This is a genomic window from Sphingomonas sp. PP-CC-3A-396 (genome assembly GCF_004343105.1).
Classification (GTDB): Bacteria; Pseudomonadota; Alphaproteobacteria; order Sphingomonadales; family Sphingomonadaceae; genus Sphingomonas.
Genome location: NZ_SLYF01000004.1, coordinates 446966 through 467422, shown reverse-complemented (window position 1 = coordinate 467422; position 20457 = coordinate 446966). Strand labels below are relative to the sequence as shown.

The following is a 20457-nucleotide window of genomic DNA, read 5'->3' as shown; positions in this document are numbered from 1 at the left end:
AACGGCCACCTTCGGGCTCATTTGGTTCTCGAACCGCTCGAGATTGGAAATCGCTGACACCGACCGCGCTGTTCACGACTTTCCACACAGTCTGCAAAAGTTTTGCATCAATCGTTCGGGCTCAACTGAATGGGCGATAGCAGCTCAAGTCCGGTTGGACGGACCAATGTGACGAGCTTCAACTTAGAGAAACTCGTCACGCTCAGCCTATGCGCTGTCGTCGCAACGGTATCGACACCGCTGGCTAGTAAAGAGACCGTAGATGCGACGCGATTGAGATGGGTTAGCGGTTTTTTAGAAGCACATTGGGAGTATCCCAATTTTTTGCCCGACCCGTATACCGGTCTTAAGGTCATGGATTTTCAGTTAACTGAGGGGAAGTGGCAAAAAATCTATGCTGCTCCGGTAAATGAGGCTATGAAATTTCGTCCTGGGGAAACGATCTGTTTCCACGTCTTCGGACAAGGGTATATCGCTCCCCGGCAGCCGACAATGATGCAGAACTGGCCGGGGAACCAATTCGTTTTTGTCAAAATCAAAAAGATGGAACGTAGGTCTGAATCGGAATGCGCTTCTCGTATACCCGCCGTCTCGCATGCATACAAATGACCGCTAACCTACCCGTTGCGGCCCATCCGCTTTCGCCCACATTGCGGTCATTCCGCATGTAGGTCACAAAGCTCTAATGACGGTCGCCCGCGCCTTCCTTCTTGAAGCCCTGCAACGTGTTGCTGATGGCGGGGACGTAACCGAGTCCGAGTTCGACACCGCGGTGCTTGACCCATTCGCGCTTGATCCAGCGGAGAAGATCGCGTGGGGAGAATTGAGCCATTGCGCTGACGACGATGACATACGTGAACGGGATGAACCCTACGCCGCCTTCAAGCGCGAGCGGATGCGCGATCACGTCGCTGCTCTCCTCTCGCATGGCGGCTGACGCCCACTTCCGGACATTACCCTTTCTGTTATAGGTGCTGCGTGGACAGTCTGTGGCGCTCAATTGTCGGCGAGTGGAAGGTCGTTTTGGCGTTTACCTCAGTAGCGTTGGCAGCGATCATCGCCGCTGGGTATCGATCTTCGGGGCCTGCTGCGGTCGAGGTCGCAAGTGTCGTTCGGTTCGGAAGCTACGCTGACGAAGTCGGAAACCATCCTACAGTGATCGTGCGATTGCGCGACGGCGGCACCCAAGAGCTGCGGTCCACGCCGATGCTTCTCCGTGCCTGCACTGTAGGGGCCACCATATCCCTCGTTCGTCGCGACCACAGTTTGCAAGTTCATCCGGAGGGTTGTCGGTAGAACGTCGATTTATGTCCGCTTTCCTCTCCAATACGACATACGCGAGCGGATAGCCGGGGTTCAAAATTAGTCATTCGCGAAGATGAACCAGCATCCGAAATTGAGAAGCGAGGGAAGGGGCTTGGGCGTCCGATTGTGGGTCTCCTGGATTTAGGCCGGGAAACTCCCAATGTGGTTCGCAAGTTCTAGCTGCTTCTGATCGTCAATATCGATATTAATACCTAGCCACCTGACAATCCGTCCGTCCTTAGCGCGCATCGGAACGGCATGGACACTCATCCAACGGTACTGCCCGTTCTTCCCTCTTAACCGGTATTCCGCATCGACCGCTTGCTGATCGTGTACAGTCTCACGCTACTTCTCCATGGTAGCTAACCGGTCGTCGGGATGGATTGCGGTTAGCCAGCCATAGCCTTTCCAATCGTCATAGCTTTGACCGGTATAGGCCCGCCAGCTAGGGCTGTCGGTCTCGATAAGGCCATCCGGCGCACTCTCCCATGTCGTTGCGGCGATTCCGGTAACGGCTAATTGTTCATACGCTTCGGCATTACTCAATATGTCGTGCGCGACGGAGTAGTTGTCTGTGCATCTTTCCGCGACCGAGGCGTAATCAATCGCACCACTTTGTTTGCGGCTGCCGGTATCGACAGGCGGACTTCCAATGTTATTTTTCCGCTCCGCTTTTCTCCGTCTCAGCACTTCGTCCGCAGCCACCAGAAGGCAATTCATACTCTGATTGTTACGAGTGTAGCGGCTTGATCCGACGCTAGCGGCGCAGTTCACCGAATGGCTGTCCAACACGTATGAACCGTTCAAGGCATGCTCAATGCGTAATCTTTGTCGCTCAACGTCGAAGTCAGAATCGGAGTTGATTTGCACGACGACAAATTCGTCGCCACCGAGCCGAACAACCACGTCGCCAGGATTACTACATGCCCGCAACATATCGGCGACCAAACATAGCAGGCTATCGCCTACCTGATGACCAAGGCGGTCGTTGACTGGTTTGAAGTCAAGGTCAACATAATGAAAAGCGATACGTCCGTGTCGTTCTGGCCGGGCGTTTGTCTCAAATGCCTCGGCGTGAGCGAGACGGTTGCCAAGCCCAGTGAGGTGTTCCGTTTTGACCTGACGAGCAAAGACGTGCCGCGTTGTTGCCTTGGCCGACTGCGAACGATATCGTTGGCGGGCGCTACGAAGGCCGCCAGCGAGCAGCGCAAACAGGCACAGAGACGATAAACTGGCATTCACATCTCCCCGGAACAAAAGAGTGGCAGCCGGTGGTGTCACTGCGAAAATCAGGCTCGGAACAACGATGTGAGGACGCATCGCAACGGTAGATGCCGCTCCGGCAGCGTAGCCCACGACGAGAATGCCGATGGGCATCTGCCATTCTGCAGGTGGCACCATGTACGATCGCGCGGCAAAGAGACCAAAGACAACTGCGAAGGCCCAATAGGTTAGCGCAAACTGGCGCTCAAAGCGCTGGGCGGCGACTAACGGCATTTCAGCGTCGACGCAGAGCCGTCTACCGCGGATCAAAACGACAAGGCGGGCCACGCTCGCGCACGCTCCCATGGCAACCAGGCTCGCCAGAGCGATATCCTGTGAGGCACGGACGCTGAGCGCACCAACCATAAGGAACAATAGCGTCATGATCACTGCGGGCATGCGCGTGCCGCACAGACTGGCAACAAGCTCGACGTACGTTCGTCTGGAATATCGCGAACGATTGGGCTCTCAGTGGCTTTCACATGCCTCTGATTAAAGGCAAAAGGTGAAAGCATTCTATCTGGACGTGCGCTCGAGAACACGGATGGGGTTTGGGCAACGGGTACCTAGATTGACCGGCCAAAGTTGGGAGGCCCACCGCCCATCGTGGGCGATTTTCAAGGATGTCGGGGCGGGGGGCCTTTCGGCTAATTGATCGGCTCTTCCCATCCGAGCGCTGGCGTTGACATGACCTAGGATGCCGGTGTCTGCGATTGCGCATATTACTCGTATCGCCACCCTGTGGGCATTTGGCGAAGATCTGTACAACGGTCTATCCAAGGCCTTCGCCATGACGGAGACGAACCAATCCATCTAAGCCCATCAAAATTCGTTACGCTCCCCCGGGCGTGGATGGCCAAGGCTACCGAAGGCGTCGATCATGACGGCGTCCTGCGACAGATCGCCGAAGAAGCGGGGTGGTCGGGGCGCTATGCCTTCCTGATCGTCATCTCGGCCGCGATCTCTTTGCTTGGGTTGCTGATGCCGTCCGTCGCGGTGCTGATCGGCGCCATGCTGCTGTCGCCGCTGATGATGCCGATCATCGGTTTGGGCTTCGGCATCGCCACGCTCGATTTTCATGAGATACGTCGTGCCGCAACGGCGTTGGTTCTGGGCGCGGCGATCGCGGTGGCACTGTCCGTCGTCCTGATCCTGCTGTCGCCGGTACAGACTATCACCAGTGAAATTGCCGGGCGGACGCAGCCGACGCTGTTCGACTTGCTCGTCGCGCTGCTGTCGGCAATCGCAGGGGGCTATGCGCTGATCCGCGGGCGCGGGGGTACGGTCGTCGGGGTCACCATCGCGATCGCCCTCATGCCGCCACTGGTGGTAGTTGGGTTCGGCATCGCGACATGGAACTGGGTGGTCTTCTCGGGCGCGTTGTTGCTGTTCATGACCAATGCCATCACCATCGCCCTGACGGCGGCCTTGGTCGCACGTTGCTACGGCTTTGGCAGCCACCTCTCACCGCACCATACCGGCTGGCAACTCGTCCTGTTCGCCGTCGCGATCGGGGTCCTGTCCATTCCTCTCGGCGCTGGCCTGCGTCGGATCGCGTTCGAAGCCGTCGCCCAGCGGCAGGTGCGCGACGCCCTCGGGGAGGATTTCCCACCCGGTGCGCGTCTGAGCCAAGTTGAGATCGACCATGGTACGAACCCGGTCCGCGTCCGCGCCGTAATGCTGACACCACGGATAGAGCCGGGGGCGGATCGCAAACTTGCAGCGGACCTCCGCCAACGGCTCTCGCGACCAGTCGATGTCCATGTCGATCAGGTGCGCATCTCTCCCGAAACCGGCGCGGTCGAGGCCGCGCAGATTGCGCGGGCGGGTAATAGTGATGCGCTGCGCGCCGCTCGCGAGCGTGATCGTGCGATCGCGGACGTCGCCCTTATCGCAGGCGTTCCCCTATCGTCCGTGCAATTTGATCCAGTCGCGCGAACGATCCGCGCCGCTGCGGCGCCGCTGACCGGCCTCGGCATTGCTGGCTACCGCGATCTGGAACGACGGGCCGACGCTGCGATAGTCGACTGGCACGTCGTTCTCGATCCACCGAACGACATCGTCTTGCCGGACGTCATGATCGACTCGGGTGTCATCGACGATCAGACGCTCGGCGAAGCAAGCTGGGCATCGGCGCGGCTCGCGCGCACGCTCGCCGTATTGGGCGGCAGCCTGCGGCAGCGCACGGCAATGGCGGAGGGCATTGTTACGCGAGGTGGGCGGGCGGAACCCGGGCGTGCGGGCGGCCGCCTTCGCCTGAGGTGGTCGGTCGATACCGACCAAGCTGCGCCCGGCGTCCAGAGCGGCGGTGTAGCACCGGGCAAGCAGGCTGCCCCGTAAGATTACACCGATGTAATGTTCGCAACAGGCGGCGCTCATCGTCCGGTTCCAAAGGGAGCATATGCTCACAGGACAAGGACAAAGACCGTGATACTCAACCGTCGACTGACCGTACGCCCGCTGATCGCTGCCGTCGCTCTGGGAACCACGGCACTCGTCGGTGTCGCAGGCGGGGCGATTGCCGCGGATGACGGTCGCACCAGCATCGCCGAGCGGTTCACGGCACCCGGGCCGGCAGCCGTCGCGTCGACAGGGGTGCATGCCTCGCTATCGGACATGGTCGAGGCTGTCGGACCGAGCGTCGTTCAAATCCAGGTCAAGCCCGCGTCTGCGCAGGAGCAGCAGTTCGAACCGACGCAGTTCGGATCGGATGATGGCGAACTGGCCGATCGACTGGGTCAGCTGTTCGGGTTCGGCATGCAGGATCGCGGTGGGCAATCCGAGGCGCCACAACAGCAAGGCCCGCAGCGCGGATCGCTAGGCTCGGGGTTCATCGTCGATGCATCCGGGATCGTCATCACGAACAACCATGTCGTCAACGGCGCCGACCGCGTCACCGTCCAGATGTCGGACGGCCGCGAGTTCGCCGGTCGCGTCCTGGGGCGTGATCCCAAAATCGATGTCGCCGTGGTCAAGATCGAAGGGCAGGGTAAGTTCACTCCGATCAAATGGGGCGACAGCGACCATATCCGCGTTGGAGACAGCGTGTTTGCCGTTGGCAGTCCGTTCGGCCTTGGAAACACCGTGACATCAGGCATCGTATCGGCACGTGGGCGAGAAATCGGGGCGGGGCCTTATGACGATTTTCTGCAGGTCGATGCTGCGATCAACAGCGGCAACTCGGGTGGTCCGCTGTTCGATAGCGCGGGCCGGGTCGTCGGTGTGAACACCGCGATCTTCTCCCCGACTGGCGGCAACGTGGGCATCGGGTTTGCGATACCTGCCGCCATGGCGCGGAAGGTCGCGCTTCAGATTGCGCAAACCGGCCATGTGTCGCGTGGCAGGATCGGCGTCTCGTTGCAGGACCTGACACCAGAGATCGCCAGCGCGATGGGTTCGAACGCCACCAAGGGCGCGTTGATCGCTGAGGTCGAAGAGGGCGGGGCAGCCGCGCGGTCAGGCCTGCAACGCGGCGACGTCGTTCGGCGCTTCGGATCTAGGCCGGTCGATAACGGGCGCGACCTTGCCCGCGCCGTAGCAGAGGCTCGGATAGGTTCGATCGTTCCGATACAGGTGCTGCGTGACGGCCGCCAGGTTTCCCTGAACCTGCGCATCGCCGGCGAAGCGATAGGCCAGTCCTGAGCCCATGGAACCGGGGGGCGGTACACGCGTCCGCTCCCTGACACCTCGAATGGAACGGTCCGACTTTGAAGCTGCTCCTGATCGAAGACGACGCACAGACCGCAGAGTATGTCCGCCGCGGGTTGGTCGAGCTTGGCCACGTGTCCGATCACGCGGCCACCGGCGTCGACGGCCTCACCGCCGCAATCGTTGGAAAATACGACGCGATCATTCTCGACCGGAACCTGCCCGAGCTCGATGGACTGTCGGTGCTGAAGGCATTGCGGGCAAAAGGCGATCGGACGCCGGTGCTGCTTCTATCGGCGCTGGGGCAGGTGGACGACAAGATCGCGGGCCTTCAGGCCGGTAGCGACGATTATCTGGCCAAGCCCTTCTCGTTCGGCGAACTTGTCGCGCGCCTGGAGGCAATAGTCCGTCGACACGGCGACACCGACGCGACGCAAGGTACCCGCCAGACGGGCTCGTTGACGCTCGACCTGCTCGGCCGCACGGCCACGCGCAACGGCAGACGTATCGAACTGCTCAACAAGGAGTATCAACTGCTCGACTATCTGACACGCCATGCGGGGCAGGTGGTGACGCGGACGATGCTGATCGAAGCGATCTGGGACTATAACTTCGACCCGGGGACGAACGTCGTCGACGTCCATGTCAGCCGCCTGCGCGCCAAGATCGACGGTCCGGACGATAGTCCAATGATCCGAACCGTCCGCGGCTCGGGCTATCGGCTGGATGCCGTCTGACGATGCGCAGGCCGTCGACAGCCGCGCTGCGCGGTGCGCTTTGGATCACGCTGATCGCGTTGATCGCGACGGGGATCGCCCTGAGCGTGCAATATGTCCAGACGGTACGCCTGCTCGACGCCCGCGCGCAGGCAGCGGTCGACGACGAGACGGCAGGGCTTATCGAGCGCTATCAGAGCGAGGGGCCATTCGCCGTGGCGCAATCCGTGTCGCGAGCTGTCGGGCGCCCGCGCGTTACAGACTTCATCTATCTTATGACCGACGCATCGGGACAGCCGGTCGCGGGCAATCTCACCAAATGGCCCAGTGAGATCGACCGCACCGGGTATCGTAGTTTCGATACGCAGGTCGCGACGACGCGGGGCACGGTGATCGAGCGACAGGTCGCGGCGCGGACGGTGCTTCTCGGCAACGACTATCGTTTGCTCGTTGGCAGCCTTTCGGACGATCGCCGCCTGCTACGCGACCGATATATCTCCGCACTAGCTTGGTCACTCACGGCTACCGGCATGATCGGGCTGCTGTTCGGCTTCTGGTACAGCCGGCGCGGGCTTGCATTTCTCGATGCGGCCAGCACCGCCGGCGATCGTTTTCGCGCCGGGCATCTGGACGAGCGCTTGCCCGTGACGGGGCGAGGCGATGAATATGACCGCCTTGCAGCGACACTGAACCATAGCTTTGCGGAAATCGAACGCCTCGTGGATTCGCTGCGAACCGCGACCGATGCGCTTGCTCATGATCTGAAGACGCCGCTGACGCGGATCCGGTCTCGGCTCGAACTTGCGGCCCTTGGCGGGGATCAAAATAATGCGACGTCGGATATGCGCGGAGATCTCGATGCCCTGCTCCGGACGATCGACGACACGCTACGACTGGCTAGAGCAGAAACGACGATGGCCAGCGAGTTCGTTCCGGTCGATTTGACGGCGATCGTGATCGAGGCCGTGGAGTTGTTCGAACCCTTGGCAGACGATCATGGTCTGAACCTTGCGATCGAAACCACGCCGGTGACGGTAGGCGGCGTCCGTTCGCTGTTGGGGCAGATCGTCGCCAATCTGCTCGACAACGCGATCAAGTACACGCCGCCCGGCGGGTCGATCCGGGTGACGCTTTCGCGCGGGCTCGATGGGGTCACGCTCGTCGTGGCGGATACGGGGCCGGGTATACCGGCCAACCAGCGCGAGCATGCCATGACGCGCTTCGCTCGGCTCGACACCAGCCGTCATTCTGATGGCAGTGGCCTTGGTCTTAGCATTGCACGGGTCGCCGCCCGCGTTCATGGCGCCTCGCTGACGCTGAGCGACAATGCGCCAGGGCTTCGTGCGGCTGTGCACTTTCCGAAGGCGTAAGCATCAGTCTGTCGCGGCCCCACCAAACATGACGCATTCATGAACTTATCGCGAGTTAGGACCCAAAACATGTGAGCGATGTTAGGGGCTTAAGGTCGGCGCCGGGTCGTCCTTATGACAGGGGGCTCCCTCGTGGATCAAACCGCTTTTCTGATCGGCTTCAGCGTGATGTCGGTCGCGTCGCTGGCGATATACGTGACGGGTAAGAAGACGCAGCCGTCGGGTCATCATACGCTCCTGCACGCCAGCGTTCCGTTCATCGCGGCAACCGCGTATCTCGCAATGGCCTTTGGGATCGGCACGCTGGTCAACAGCGACGGCTCGGCGACCTATCTGGCACGCTATGTCGATTGGTCGGTAACGACGCCGATACTATTGTCCGGGCTGGTGCTGCTGGCGTTCCACGAGCACGGAAAGACCGGTGAAGTCGGCGGGTATCTGACATCGGTCATCGTCCTCGATGTCTTGATGATCGTCACGGGCCTGATATCGTCACTTGCCGCCCCATTGCTGGCGAAATGGATCTGGTACGGATGGTCCTGCGTCGCGTTTCTCGGCGTCCTGTATCTGCTCTGGGGTCCATTGCGGTCACAGGCCGTCAACCGCGGTGCGGCGTTGGGCACTGCCTATAGCAAGAACCTCATATTCCTGACGGTGATCTGGTTCCTCTATCCCATCGTCTTCCTGGTCGGGCCGGAAGGTCTAAAGCTGATCACTGATCCCGCATCGGTCTGGGCGTTCCTGATTATGGATGTCATCGCGAAGGTCGTCTATGCGTTCTATGCGGCAGCCAACCTCGACAAGGCGTTGGCGCATCAGGGCGACGAACGCGGCTACCGGGCATGACACTACGCGCCCCGGCCCTTGGCTGGAGCCTCGTTTTCGGGGCGGCTTTGATCGCATCATTGTGCTCGCTCACCGTGCAGCTTGCGTTTGCAGCCATCGCGGTAGGCATCGTCGGCATAGTGCACGGCGCCAGTGATCTCGAAATCATCGAGCACCAGCGACGCCCGACATTCCTGGCACTGTACGTCTCTGCGCTACTGGTCTGTCTCTGGTGGTGGATCGTCGATCCCGCGATCGCACTTCCCGCATTCCTGCTGGCATCCGCCGTCCATTTTGGCCTTGAGGATGCCCCGGCAAGCCGGCCGTTCGAGAGGATGGCCCGCGGCATAAGCTTGGTTGCCACCCCTGCGGCCCTGCATGCGGCGAGCCTGACCCGCATTCTCGATTCTGCCGGCGTTCAAGCGTCAAGTCTGCCGACCATGGTCAGCAGTCTGGCGATTGCCGGTGGCATAGCCGCCGGCTGCCTCGCGATCATCGGCGTGGCGAGTCACGATCGACGTCTCCTGATTGGAACGACGGCACTTCTGGTTCTACCCCCGCTCGTCGGGTTTTCGGTGGGGTTCCTCGTGCTGCACGCGGTGCCACAGACGAAAGCGCGTCGTGATCGCTTGCAGTGCGTCACGACCACCGCGTATCTTCGTACCACGGCTCCGGTCCTCGTCGCGGCCGTGACGCTGGTGGGGATCGTGGGCGGGTTGCTGCTGCGATGGGACCCCTCGGGCGTGCGTTCGCTGTTTGCCGGCATCGCGGCACTGGCAATGCCGCATCTGCTGGTGACCCCGTATTTCGAAGGGGTTGCCCGGCAATCGGGGATTATGCCCCCGCCTCAAGCACGCCAGAGCTTCCTGTAAGCCGTATCGAAGGCGGTCAGATCGTCGGGATCCGTGATGGTGGTCGTCACCCGCTTTGCGTGGCGGTGCGCCCAGCGTTCGATCGCGGCCCGTGCATCGGGCAGGTTCGCGTGCAGCGCCGCCAGCGTCGCTGTCAGCCGCAGCGATACCTCGACCTCTTGAACGCCTTCGCGCAGGATCGGCCCGAACGCGTCCGTCAGCATATCGTCCATTGTCGGTCTGCCGATGTGAACCGGATGGGTTTCGACCTTGTCATCGATGCGTGCTTCGCCCGGCCGAAGCGTCAGGAACACGCGCAGCAAGGCATTGAGGACCTCGATCCCCGTGCCCGGATCGTTGGTTGCCGGCGCCAGCGCACGGCTCGCGATCTCGGACAAGGCGATCAAGCCCAGCCGCGGGTCCTGATCGAACGAGCGATGTCGCTCGATCGAGAAGGTCTTGATCAGGGCGGACCGGACCGCATCGTTGGCCTCTCCCTTGACGTGCAGGAGCGTACGCGCGGGGTGCATCATCGTGCCGGGCAGGACGTCGACATAGACCGTCAAACCATGGCGATCGGCGATGGTGCCGAGCGTGGCGACGTCGACATGCGTGATGTACCCGGTCTGCGGAGCACTCAGCGCCACCGCGTCGCCGGGGATGGCGACAGGAGCCCGCCCACCGAGAAACGGATGCACGGCAAATTTCTGCATGGCGTTGGTCGCGGCCTCCTCGACGCGGTCGATCACGTCGGCCATCCGTCCGAAGGCGGTGATATGCCCGATCCAGCGCAACAACGTGCCGACCACCAGCAGGATGATCAGCACCGTCGCCGCGAATAGGATGATCCGGCCGTCATGGCCATAGGCGCTGGTATTCAGCCCGACGATACCCACCATCGAGAAGACGAAGGCGCCGAGGAATGTCGACAGCGCGTTCTGCGAGGTCGGGTCGCTGACCATCAACTGGGTCGCGCGCGGTGTCGCGAGCTGCGTCGCCGAGGAATAGGCACTGACCATCGCGGTCAGGGAAAAGGTCGTGACCGCTAGCATGCTGGAGGCCATGATCTGAAGGATCGTACCCACCGATCGCTGCCCGATATCGGCGTCGAACGTGTAGGGCAGATACGGCGTGACGAGCCCGGCGACGATCGCCAGCGCGACGCTGAGCATGCTGATGATCGCCGCGCGGAACCAGATCTGCCGGACGATCCGCTTCAGGATCCATGACCATTGCCTCATGCTGCGTTCCTCGAGCGGTCGTTGTCCCCGATCATCATGACGACAGCAGCTTGGCGATCCAGCGGCTACGATCGAACTGGCCGCAGATCATCACGACAGCGGCGGTCAGCGGCACCGCGATCAGCGCGCCGGCGATCCCCCATACCCAGCTCCAGAACGTCATGGCGACGATGATAGCCAGCGGCGACAGCGACAGCTGCTTGCCCTGCAGGATCGGGTAGACGACGTTGCTGATCGTCATTTGTAGAACCACGAATCCGGCGAACACCAGCAACGGCATCTGCCATCCGCCGAACTGGATGAACGCGAAGAGCACGGGCGGGACGATGCCGACGATGTTGCCGATGACGGGGACGAAATTGAGAAGGAAGTTTAGAATACCCCAGACCAGCACCAGCTCGAGCCCCGTCATCCACGACCATAGCGATGACGCGACGCCGGTCAGGATGCTGGTCGCAAGCGTGGTGCCGAGATAGCGGCGGATCTGGCCGGAAATCTTCTCGCCGACTTCGAGCATGTCACGTCGCGCACCGCCCTCGAACATCTCGTACAGCTTGCGCCGAAGCCGTGGCACTTCAGGCAGGCCGAGCATCACCACGATCCCGATGAAGCCGACATAGGTGACGAAGGCGTAGACGCCGCTCGCCAGCATCTGGACCATCATCGTGATCCGCTGCCGGTTGATCGTCCCGGCGATCGGCACGCCGCGATCCGCAGCCCAGGTGGCGAGGTGGTTGTAACTGCGTTCGAGACCTACCCATTGCGACGCAACCGCGCCGATCACCTGGCCGACCGACAGGTACACCGCCGCGGCGAACGCTCCGAGGATCGTGACCAGCGACAGGAGGGTCAGCGTATAGGCGACCCAGGAGGGCATGAACCGCGCCAGCCAGCGTTTCAACGGCCAGAGCGCGGCGACGATGATCGCGGCAAAGGCGATCGGCATGATGACCGCAAAACCGATGCGCAGCGCAGCGATCAGCAGGATCGCGGTGATGATGCCGAGCAGGCGGTTGCGATAGCGGTCCTGCACGGGGATGTCGGTCATTCGGCACGTTCCTTTATGTGTTCGCCGGCATGGCACATGGCTTCGGCATTGAGGCGCGCGCCCAGCAGAAGGGCCCAGGCCGACACCATCAGCCAGAGCATCAGCACCACGACCGCGGACAGCGAGCCATAGGTGTCGTCGAAGCGCGCGAACCGCGCGACATAGGCGCGAAACATCATCGTCGCGGTCAGCCAAAGGGCAACGCCGGCGATCGTGCCGGGCAGGGCGCTGCGCCACGCGATAGCCTCCGACGCCGGGGCATAGCGATACAGGATGATCAGGCCGCCACCTGCACCGAGCGTCAACGAACCGAACAGCGTGATCGCCGACGCCAGCCGGGCACCCGGCAGTCCGTCGGGAACATAGCTCTGGAGGAAAGTGAGGACGGACAGCGAGATAAGCGCGGTCAGTACGAGCGCGGCACAGCCCAGCACTACGATCGTCGACACGAGTTGTCGACGCAGCCCGCTACGCTCGCGTTCGATCCGATAGGCAAGGTTGATCCCGTGAAGCAGCGACCGTCCCGCACGACGCGCACTGAACAGCGCGATCCCGAGCGACACGATCAGCGTGACGATCCCGTCGCGACCGCTGGCAAGCCCGCGGTTCAGGTTCGCCGCCACCAAATGCTGCGCGCTGACCGGCAGGATGGCGACGATCTTGTCCATGTTGTCGGCGACGGCGGTCGGTGGAACCACCATGCCGTAAACACCCGCAATGACGCCGGCGAGCGGGATCATCGCCAAAAAGGCGGCAAAGGCGATTGAGCTCGCGGCTATCCCGAAATCGTCACGTAACGCGCTACGAACCGTTCGGGCCGATAACACAGCCCACAGTCCGATCCGACCAAGCGATTGGGTAGACATCTTGAAGCGCAGCATACGAACGCCGGCACGAAGGGCTTGGCCACCCTTCCAGTCCGTGGCCATCATAGGTCGGTATTTCCCGTCCAGGGATGAGCCGTGAAGCCGCGGCAGGAAAGATCCGATCACGGTCAGCTCCACGTTGCTCCGGCATACCGTTCGAGATGGGGACGGGGTTCCGCGCAATCGTCCGCATCGTCGATCACCTACTGCAGTCCATCTGTGAGGATGGGCAAAGTCGTTCGCGGGGTGCGAAGAGCGCCCTTCAGCCAGCGGTCGCGCGTTGGAAAGCAGCGTTCGCAGAATCATCCCGCGGTTGATGGGCCGAAGGGGTGGTCGATGCGTCGCCTAGTCGCGTATCCCGTGACTGGCATGTGGTAGGCGCGCCTGGAAGCGGAGATCAGACAACGAGTCTGCCTCTTTCAGTCACGGCCCCGGGGAGGGGACCGAAACGGATAAACGGACTGCGCTCTGAAGGCGATCGGCCGGTTTGTCCATTGCAGTAAAGACAGGTTGCCGACGAATAGCTACAGACATGAATGAATGGGCGAAGTTGGGGAGGCGAAGCTACCAGCGGAATGTCTGCATCTGGGTCTTCTCGCAACCGACCCCATCGCGCGCCCAGGAGATTGTGGCCCCTTATGCGCGCGTCAGGACGGCGTGTTCTGCCGAAGGTGGGCGAACATGTGCGACGCGTAGTCTGCCTTTCCCAGGTCAATGCCCTGCGCTCGAATGATCGAGTATGCGGTCACCACGTGGAAATAGAACTGCGGCAGCGCCCAGTCGCGCGCATATTGCTCCGCCGTTAGGTCGAGGATCATTCCGTTTGGCAGCGCATGGGCGATCGATGCGGTAGGTTCGGTAATGATGCCCGTAACTGCGGCGGACTCGACCACCGCGATCGTTTCCACAATGCGGGCCTGCGCATCCGCGAGCGTACCCGGCCGCTCGCCAGCGTTTCGACCCTCGTCGAGCAGAGTCTCCAGCGCGGGCGGAAACTCCTGTTCGAGTAATCGGAACACGCCTTCCTGCGCCTGTCGGCACGCAAACCGGGCCTGTGTCGCCAAGGGGAACATGTCGGGTGTGAGTCGCGCCGCCAGCAGGGCGTCGACGCTCCCGTCCGCCCGCTGTGTTTCGGCCTTGGAGAGCCACTGCGACAACGCTCCCAGCATCTGGATGTAGGTCGGGACGACAAAATCTGGGAGCGTCATGGGGCTCCGCTTTTCTTGCCGGTCGGCAGGTCGATCCCGCGCTCGGTCTACACAGGCCAGTCGCGGGGAGCCAAGCGTTCGTCAGCCAATGCCGTCGAGCGCTGCCATCTCCCGGTCGGGAAGCGCCAGCGCCGCCGCGGCGAGGTTCTCGCGAAGGTGTGCCACCGACGACGTGCCGGGGATCAGCAGTATGTTGGGCGACCGCCGTAGCAGCCACGCCAGCGCTACCTGCATCGGCGTCGCGTCCATTCTTGCGGCCACTTTGGATAAAGTCTGCGATTGGAGCGGGTTGAAGCCGCCCAAGGGGAAGAATGGCACATAGGCGATACCGTCCGCCGCCAGCGCATCGATCATTGCATCGTCGTCGCGGGTGTGCGCGGTTGTACTGGTTCTGCACGCAGACGATGTCGACGAGGTCGCGCGCCTGCTCGACCTGTGTGGGCGTCGCGTTGCTCAGCCCGATATGACGGATCAGTCCCTGTGCCTGAAGCGCGGCAAGGGCTGTCACCTGTGGCTCGACCGAACCTTCCGCCGGCCCATGGTCGCTGCCTCCGCCCATCAGGCGCATATTGACTACGTCCAGCGCGTCCAGGGCGAGGTTGCGCAGATTGTCGTGCACTGCCGCCGTGAGTGCGGCTGCGTCCTGCGCCGGGTTCCATGAGCCATCATTGCCACGAACCGCGCCCACTTTCGTCACGATGGTCAGCCCGTCACGATAAGGATGGAGCGCTTCGCGGATGATCTGGTTGGTGACGTGCGGCCCATAGAAGTCGCTGGTATCGATATGGTCGACACCGCTTTCGATCGCTTCGCGCAGGACGGCGAGTGCTGCGTCGCGGTCGCGTGGAGGTCCGAACACGCCGGGTCCGGCAAGTTGCATGGCACCATAGCCGAGCCGCCTCACGTTGCGGTCACCGAGCCGGAAGCTGCCTGCCTGTTTGATCGTCTGCATGTCGTTCTCCTCTTCCCCCTCCAGATAGGCGTTGCCGAAGCGCGCGATAATCTTGCATTATCCGCACGGGTTGTACGGAAAACCGAACGATGGACGCTGATCTTGGAGACCTGACTGCCTTCCTCGCGGTCGCAAAAGCGCGCGGCTTTCGCGACGCGGCGCGGACGAGCGGCACCAGCGCCTCGACGCTGAGCGAAGCCGTGCGCCGCCTGGAGACGCGGCTCGGCGTCCGCCTGCTCCACCGCACCACGCGCAGCGTCACGCCAACCGAGGCCGGTGCGGGGCTCATCGACCGACTGGCCCCGGCACTCGGCGAGGTCGATGCGGCCCTAGACGCGGTCGGACGCTTCCGGGACGGTGCGGCGGGGGCGCTGCGACTGAACGTGCCGGTCAGCGCCGCGCGGCTCGTGCTGCCCGCGTTCCTGCCAGGTTTTCTCGCCGCAAATCCCGGCATCCGGCTTGAAATCGTTGCTGAAGACAGTTTCGTCGACGTGCTAGCCGCGGGGTGCGACGCGGGCATCCGCTATGACGAGCGGCTCGAACAGGACATGATCGCGGTGCCCATCGGGCCGCGCGTCCAGCGGATGGCGACTGCCGCCGCGCCATCCTATCTCGATCGACATGGCCGCCCGGATCACCCGCGAAGCCTGCTGGAACATGCGTGCGTGCTCGGACGGTTCGCGAGCGGTGCCCTGACGAGTCCCTGGGAGTTCGAGCGCGCCGGCGAGATCGTCCGCGTCGAACCGCGCGGGCCGTTGATCGTGCAGGTCGGCGGAGCGACCGATCTCGCCGTCGACGCCGCAGTCGCAGGCGTCGGGATCATTTCGCTGTTCGAGGATTGGCTACGCCCGTATCTCGAAAGCGGCGCGTTGGAGCCGGTGCTGGAGGACTGGTGGCAGCCGTTTTCCGGACCCTTCCTCTATTATTCGGACCGTCGTCTGGTGCCGCCCCCGCTGCGCGCGTTTATCGACTTCATCAAAGCAAGTGCAACCTAGGTCACTTCAAGTTTTGAAAATTCTGCGTGAGCAGAAATCGCAATCGTCGAATCGGCAAAATATTAGGCCGCTATTACGGCTGCCCATTTTATATGAGCGTCTAAATCGTTCCCGAACCCGGCGCCCAAAAGGACATCGCGCCAGTCGATTTGGGCGAGAAGAACCGCGTTCTCGAACGCAGTGATGCTCCCATCCGATAGTTTCAAAGTCGCGAGCCAAATGCGCTCCATTGCTTCGCCATCGAAATCTTGAGAATGAACCTGCGCCGGTCCGCAATCGATCATCAGCGTCGTTTCCACCCTCTCCCACAAGTTCGGCGGAAAGACGGCACGGAGAACGTCACGAGTCGTAAGAGTTATATGCAGCGCATTGTTCGGCACATTTCCACCCTTCAGGCTCGATAAATCCTCTGCAGCAAGCACGTCTATTCCCGCTCGACCATCCTTCTCGAGAAATCTGGCGGGCCGTCGGGCATAGTAGAACGCGTGCGGCATGAGCCCCGCGTCGATGAACGAAGGGCCGAAGTTGGGGAGCGGAAATTACCCCGCGAACGTCCACAACTGGCGGAAGTTGGGAAGCTGGTAGGGCAAACTATATCATATCCGATCTGTTCGACGATCGCTGCGATCTGCAGTGCTTCCACCGGATCCCTGCGTCCACCGGAGGCGAAGGTGATGGTATGGCCGATCGGCGCGAAGGCGGGATAGCCCATGATGATGCGCACGGCATAGGTCCAGGCTTGCATGGTATCGATCGAATGCTGGATGGTCATGTCGGTAAACTCCGTTTGTGGGCGGATCGCCCGTCTTCCTTGTCCGCCCCGCCACAGGGCGCACTTCATCTGCTCGTTGGTGGTGGGGGCGCGGTGCCGGCCTCGGTGCCTGCAGCGCCGCAGGTGCCTTGCGCGCTAGACGCCTTGCTGGTCTGGCGAGGCCGAGGGCGAAGGCGAAGGGCTACGCTTCACCTTGATCCTGCGGCTCGGACGATGCCGAATGCCACGCCTGGAACGCGCGCCCCGCTGCCGCGGCGGATGCTCGAAGATGCCGAAGAGCGCAGCGCTGTCAGGATGTGCCTGCGTGTAGGTACCAGCCCGGTACGGCGTGACCGCCGCTGCGCGCATCGCGTTCGGTAGATTTGCCAGCCAATCGGCGTGGAGCCGCGCCTGCATGGCAGGACCACACCAGCTCGGGACGGTATGACCATGGCGGGCGTCATGGCGCCAGATGCGGGTGGTCATGACGAGATGCGCGTGCGGCGGAATACACCAGCCACCACTGCCGTCAGGCTTGGCGTGGATCGCCCATGCGACGGCGGGACCATGCGCGGCGATGGTGATGCGTGCATAGTCACGCACCATGGTGATCCAGTCGTCATCATCGACGGTTTTCGGCAGCGACACAACGATATGCCAGGCACGAACCGCGTCAGGGGCGATGCCGGCAGTCGCCGTATCGGTCTCACGCCAGATGCGACCTTCCTCCTCGACCCAGCGCGGATGATTGGCGGGCAGTTCGAGCCCGTGTGCGATCAGATCGTCGCGGTGGCGGAAGTCGAGGGAACCCAGCGCATCGTGCCCGGCCTGGCGGGTGATATACAGGTAATTTGCGGTGACCTTCGCGTGGGTGGCGCGGCGGTCGGTTTTGAAGAGACGGAAGCCCGCCGCAGAGATCGGACGGATGCTGACCGCACGGCGGGCGTGCAGCGTGGTGATGGCGTTCATGGATGATGTTCCTTAGGAATTTGTTCAGGAGAGATCAGGCGTTGACGTTGCTGGAGGTGCGATCCGCCAGCGCCCGCAGCGCGGCACGTGCCGGGTGGTCGTGCCCCGCCCAGGCGGCATGCTGCTCGGCCCAGCGCTTCCACGTCGCTTGCGCGACCCGGATCAGCCCGGCCTCGGTTTTATCGGGATCGGGGAGGAAGAATGCGGGCAGCTGGAGCATGCAGTCCTCGCCTGAGCGTCACAGACACGGCATGTCGAGCGCTGGCAGTCCCGCAACATGGCGCATCGCGGCGTGCGGCACGACGCGCACCCGCTCCGCATCATCGCGCACGAGCGAGGTTACATGGGGATGGCGCACCGCGTCCGATGCGCCGCGTAAGGTGTGGCGAAGATGGTCACGCTCACGGGTGAGCACCCCACCGGTGGCTGGCAACCGCTCTTCGAGCCAGGTGACCAGCGTGTCCGGCAGTGTATCATCGCGCAGCGCATGCGCCTGTGCATGGAAGGCGTAGCCGTCGGCATGCGGCACGACGCTGAACAGCCCGACCCCGATCGGCGGGCTACCTAGCGGCTGGAAGGTAAGGCCCGGGCAGACCGAGATGGTGCGAAGGGTGATGACGGTCGCGGCACGCGTGAACGGCAGAGCCGCGAAGCTGTCGTTGGTGATGATGGACATGTGCACGGCAGGGAGTGTGTTGTGGCGGGGTCAGCGCAAAGCAGGTCCTGAGCGTCGACCCAAAATCGTCCCGTCTCGAGATTCACGAAGTGGATCGGCTGATCGATCGTGACCTCGTTGCGGTAACGTCGATCCGGGACGCCGATCGTCATGCCGGCGTACAATTCGTCCGGGCGGACAGCGGATACCAGCTGGTCGACAAGCACACCGAGATCTTCGGGCGGTGATGCACCCTCGAAGCTCAGACGGTCCAGGAGCCAGACATAGTCCCGATTATCGATGATGTGGGCCCATTCGTCTTCGTGACCTCGAGGTTGGCGTGACCATCGCGGAACACGGCTCGCAGGGTATCCAGTCGGTCAAGCCCATAGCGGTCGAGGTGGCGCAGCGTCACCTCGTCGACACCGACGCTTGCGCCGCGGCGACGAAGTGCGTTGAGCGCATCCTGATACTCCAGCTGGTCATCATGCAGCGCCATGATCTCGCGTGCGATGTCCTCGGGATTGTCGATGATCAGTTCGTGAACCGTCGGCCGGAGGTCGTGGTCGAGACCTCCAACATGCACCTCTGCGATAACGTGATCGGCTGCCTCTCGCCAGTCTGTCTGACCCAGGTGGAATGCGCGCGTGCGCTTGAAGGTCACGCCGACAAGCGACAACTCAAGTCCGAGAGTAAGGCTCGCGTCGATTGCCGCCATTGCTGCCCGGCGCATGCTGCCGGCGTATCGACGCAGGTTCCACCGGGCTGAAGCGACATTGACGAGCGCGGCGGGAAGCTCGTCGGCGAAGCGGGCGCCAAGTTCAGACAGGTCTACACTCCCGCGGTCACACGCCATGATGCGCAGCGACAGCTGCTACCGATCGGTACCCGGGCGATGAGGCGGGGCAGCGACCTTTCGCCATCTTCATAATCTAGCCAATCACGCGAAAGGGCGATGGCGCTGCGGCCCATCTCACACAGTCGCGCATTGACGGTGTTGCAGACGGCATCCAGCAGGTTTGCAACAGCAACAATTTCAGTCATTCTCAATCCTTCCGTAGGATGCTGCAAAGTCATTTTTCTCTCTATTGAGGCATCCAAACATCCTTAAAACTCTCAAAGCACAGGGTTAATTGTGAAATAGACTGCAATGAGTTTTTCCGGCGCTTCAGATCATAAGAGGGTGTCTGAACATAGGCCTCGGATGCGCCGTTCTACGGTCGTCGGCTTAAGACGCTGACGGCGATCGATGCTTATGCGTGGAAGTATATCAGTATTGATGTCGACTATCGCGGTCGACACATAATCGAGGGCGCCTCATGTATTTTCAACGACTTCCGTCGCGTCGCCACCGGATACAGTAAGCTCGCCACCAATCCCCTTATGACGTGGTACTCGCCACCGCCTTGGCATTCTGGCTATGAACGAGGCTGAGCCCTAATTATCAGTGTTGGCACCTTGACTGTTGATGACCGCTGAGTCAGTCAGACGAAACCGAGTTCTGCAGCGACCAAATACTGTCCCCGCAACCATCTTATACAATAGCCCCGCTCACAAAGCGGGGCTTTGTTGTGTCTGGGCTACACACACCGCTCGCGAACTCCAGTATGCGGTAGTGATCGCTGTGCGGCTGGCGTTCCCAACGCTCGCCGCCCCCTCAGCGACGGCGCTCTCTCAGGTGGGCAAACTCGGTTCGTGGCTTTTCGGAGGATTTATACCGACAGTCGGGGCCACGCGACGTCTCGGATTGGACGGGCGGCCGGAGACGATCACGTCGGCGTAGAAATCCCTTAC

Annotated in this window: 22 protein-coding genes and 1 pseudogene; 9 read left to right on the top strand and 14 right to left on the bottom strand. The window is 62.0% G+C overall.

Annotated elements, in window-relative coordinates:
- Positions 1-168 precede the first annotated feature (168 nt).
- A complete protein-coding gene (locus C8J40_RS10620) occupies positions 169-609 on the top strand; it encodes a hypothetical protein (protein ID WP_132896965.1) in 441 nt (146 codons plus the stop codon).
- Between the two features lie 73 nt (positions 610-682).
- Here C8J40_RS10620 and C8J40_RS10615 read toward each other — a convergent pair whose 3' ends face one another.
- Positions 683-928: a hypothetical protein gene (locus tag C8J40_RS10615; protein WP_132896964.1), complete on the bottom strand. Its 246-nt coding sequence runs from the start codon at positions 926-928 to the stop codon at positions 683-685.
- A 722-nt stretch (positions 929-1650) separates the two neighbouring features.
- The gene (locus C8J40_RS10605) at positions 1651-2967 is read right to left on the bottom strand and encodes a diguanylate cyclase (protein ID WP_132896963.1); all 1317 of its coding nucleotides are present in this window, start codon (positions 2965-2967) and stop codon (positions 1651-1653) included.
- Between the two features lie 453 nt (positions 2968-3420).
- Between C8J40_RS10605 and C8J40_RS10600 the strand changes: the two genes are divergently transcribed.
- From C8J40_RS10600 to C8J40_RS10575, 6 genes are all read left to right on the top strand, one after another.
- Entirely contained in the window at positions 3421-4908 is a 1488-nt protein-coding gene (locus tag C8J40_RS10600; protein WP_132896962.1) for a DUF389 domain-containing protein, read from the top strand.
- Positions 4909-4995: 87 nt separating this feature from the next.
- Positions 4996-6210, top strand: coding sequence for a trypsin-like peptidase domain-containing protein (locus C8J40_RS10595; protein ID WP_165911407.1), 1215 nt, complete (start codon positions 4996-4998; stop codon positions 6208-6210).
- A 65-nt stretch (positions 6211-6275) separates the two neighbouring features.
- The gene (locus tag C8J40_RS10590) at positions 6276-6953 is read left to right on the top strand and encodes a response regulator transcription factor (protein WP_132896960.1); all 678 of its coding nucleotides are present in this window, start codon (positions 6276-6278) and stop codon (positions 6951-6953) included.
- A gap of 2 nt (positions 6954-6955) precedes the next feature.
- The gene (locus C8J40_RS10585) at positions 6956-8302 is read left to right on the top strand and encodes a HAMP domain-containing sensor histidine kinase (protein WP_132896959.1); all 1347 of its coding nucleotides are present in this window, start codon (positions 6956-6958) and stop codon (positions 8300-8302) included.
- 132 nt (positions 8303-8434) lie between these two features.
- Entirely contained in the window at positions 8435-9148 is a 714-nt protein-coding gene (locus C8J40_RS10580; RefSeq protein WP_132896958.1) for a bacteriorhodopsin, read from the top strand.
- A complete protein-coding gene (locus C8J40_RS10575) occupies positions 9145-9999 on the top strand; it encodes a Brp/Blh family beta-carotene 15,15'-dioxygenase (protein WP_132896957.1) in 855 nt (284 codons plus the stop codon). Before C8J40_RS10580 ends, C8J40_RS10575 begins: the two co-directional genes overlap by 4 nt.
- Here C8J40_RS10575 and C8J40_RS10570 read toward each other — a convergent pair.
- The 5 genes and pseudogenes from C8J40_RS10570 to C8J40_RS10550 all read right to left on the bottom strand — a co-directional run bounded on the left by C8J40_RS10570 (position 9975) and on the right by C8J40_RS10550 (position 15293).
- A complete protein-coding gene (locus C8J40_RS10570) occupies positions 9975-11219 on the bottom strand; it encodes a DUF2254 domain-containing protein (protein WP_132896956.1) in 1245 nt (414 codons plus the stop codon). The genes C8J40_RS10575 and C8J40_RS10570 overlap by 25 nt on opposite strands.
- Positions 11220-11253: 34 nt before the next feature.
- Positions 11254-12267 (bottom strand): AI-2E family transporter, encoded by a 1014-nt coding sequence (locus C8J40_RS10565; RefSeq protein WP_132896955.1) that lies wholly within the window; start codon positions 12265-12267, stop codon positions 11254-11256.
- Positions 12264-13133 (bottom strand): YihY/virulence factor BrkB family protein, encoded by an 870-nt coding sequence (locus C8J40_RS10560; protein WP_277984266.1) that lies wholly within the window; start codon positions 13131-13133, stop codon positions 12264-12266. Before C8J40_RS10560 ends, C8J40_RS10565 begins: the two co-directional genes overlap by 4 nt.
- Positions 13134-13780: 647 nt before the next feature.
- The gene (locus tag C8J40_RS10555; RefSeq protein WP_132896953.1) at positions 13781-14341 is read right to left on the bottom strand and encodes a DUF1993 domain-containing protein; all 561 of its coding nucleotides are present in this window, start codon (positions 14339-14341) and stop codon (positions 13781-13783) included.
- Positions 14342-14422: 81 nt separating this feature from the next.
- Positions 14423-15293, bottom strand: a pseudogene (locus C8J40_RS10550) (aldo/keto reductase family oxidoreductase).
- Between the two features lie 89 nt (positions 15294-15382).
- On the opposite strand from C8J40_RS10550, the gene C8J40_RS10545 reads away from it, so the two are divergent.
- Positions 15383-16288 carry a LysR family transcriptional regulator gene (locus tag C8J40_RS10545; RefSeq protein ID WP_132896952.1) on the top strand — a complete coding sequence of 302 codons (906 nt, stop codon included), beginning with the start codon at positions 15383-15385 and terminating at the stop codon, positions 16286-16288.
- 62 nt (positions 16289-16350) lie between these two features.
- On the opposite strand, the gene C8J40_RS10540 is transcribed toward C8J40_RS10545, so the two are convergent.
- From C8J40_RS10540 to C8J40_RS10520, 5 genes are all read right to left on the bottom strand, one after another.
- Entirely contained in the window at positions 16351-16710 is a 360-nt protein-coding gene (locus tag C8J40_RS10540) for a hypothetical protein (protein ID WP_132896951.1), read from the bottom strand.
- 2 nt (positions 16711-16712) lie between these two features.
- A complete protein-coding gene (locus C8J40_RS10535) occupies positions 16713-17060 on the bottom strand; it encodes a hypothetical protein (RefSeq protein WP_132896950.1) in 348 nt (115 codons plus the stop codon).
- A gap of 135 nt (positions 17061-17195) precedes the next feature.
- Positions 17196-18008: a MobA/MobL family protein gene (locus tag C8J40_RS10530; RefSeq protein WP_132896949.1), complete on the bottom strand. Its 813-nt coding sequence runs from the start codon at positions 18006-18008 to the stop codon at positions 17196-17198.
- 34 nt (positions 18009-18042) lie between these two features.
- Positions 18043-18228 (bottom strand): hypothetical protein, encoded by a 186-nt coding sequence (locus C8J40_RS10525; RefSeq protein WP_132896948.1) that lies wholly within the window; start codon positions 18226-18228, stop codon positions 18043-18045.
- A gap of 18 nt (positions 18229-18246) precedes the next feature.
- Positions 18247-18684 (bottom strand): hypothetical protein, encoded by a 438-nt coding sequence (locus tag C8J40_RS10520; RefSeq protein ID WP_132896947.1) that lies wholly within the window; start codon positions 18682-18684, stop codon positions 18247-18249.
- 89 nt (positions 18685-18773) lie between these two features.
- On the opposite strand from C8J40_RS10520, the gene C8J40_RS20270 reads away from it, so the two are divergent.
- Positions 18774-18911, top strand: coding sequence for a hypothetical protein (locus C8J40_RS20270; protein ID WP_165911405.1), 138 nt, complete (start codon positions 18774-18776; stop codon positions 18909-18911).
- Between the two features lie 14 nt (positions 18912-18925).
- Here C8J40_RS20270 and C8J40_RS10515 read toward each other — a convergent pair whose 3' ends face one another.
- On the bottom strand, positions 18926-19519 hold the full coding sequence (locus C8J40_RS10515; RefSeq protein WP_132896946.1) for a hypothetical protein: 594 nt from the start codon (positions 19517-19519) through the stop codon (positions 18926-18928).
- A complete protein-coding gene (locus C8J40_RS10510; protein ID WP_132896945.1) occupies positions 19495-19707 on the bottom strand; it encodes a hypothetical protein in 213 nt (70 codons plus the stop codon). Before C8J40_RS10510 ends, C8J40_RS10515 begins: the two co-directional genes overlap by 25 nt.
- Positions 19708-20457: the final 750 nt, after the last annotated feature.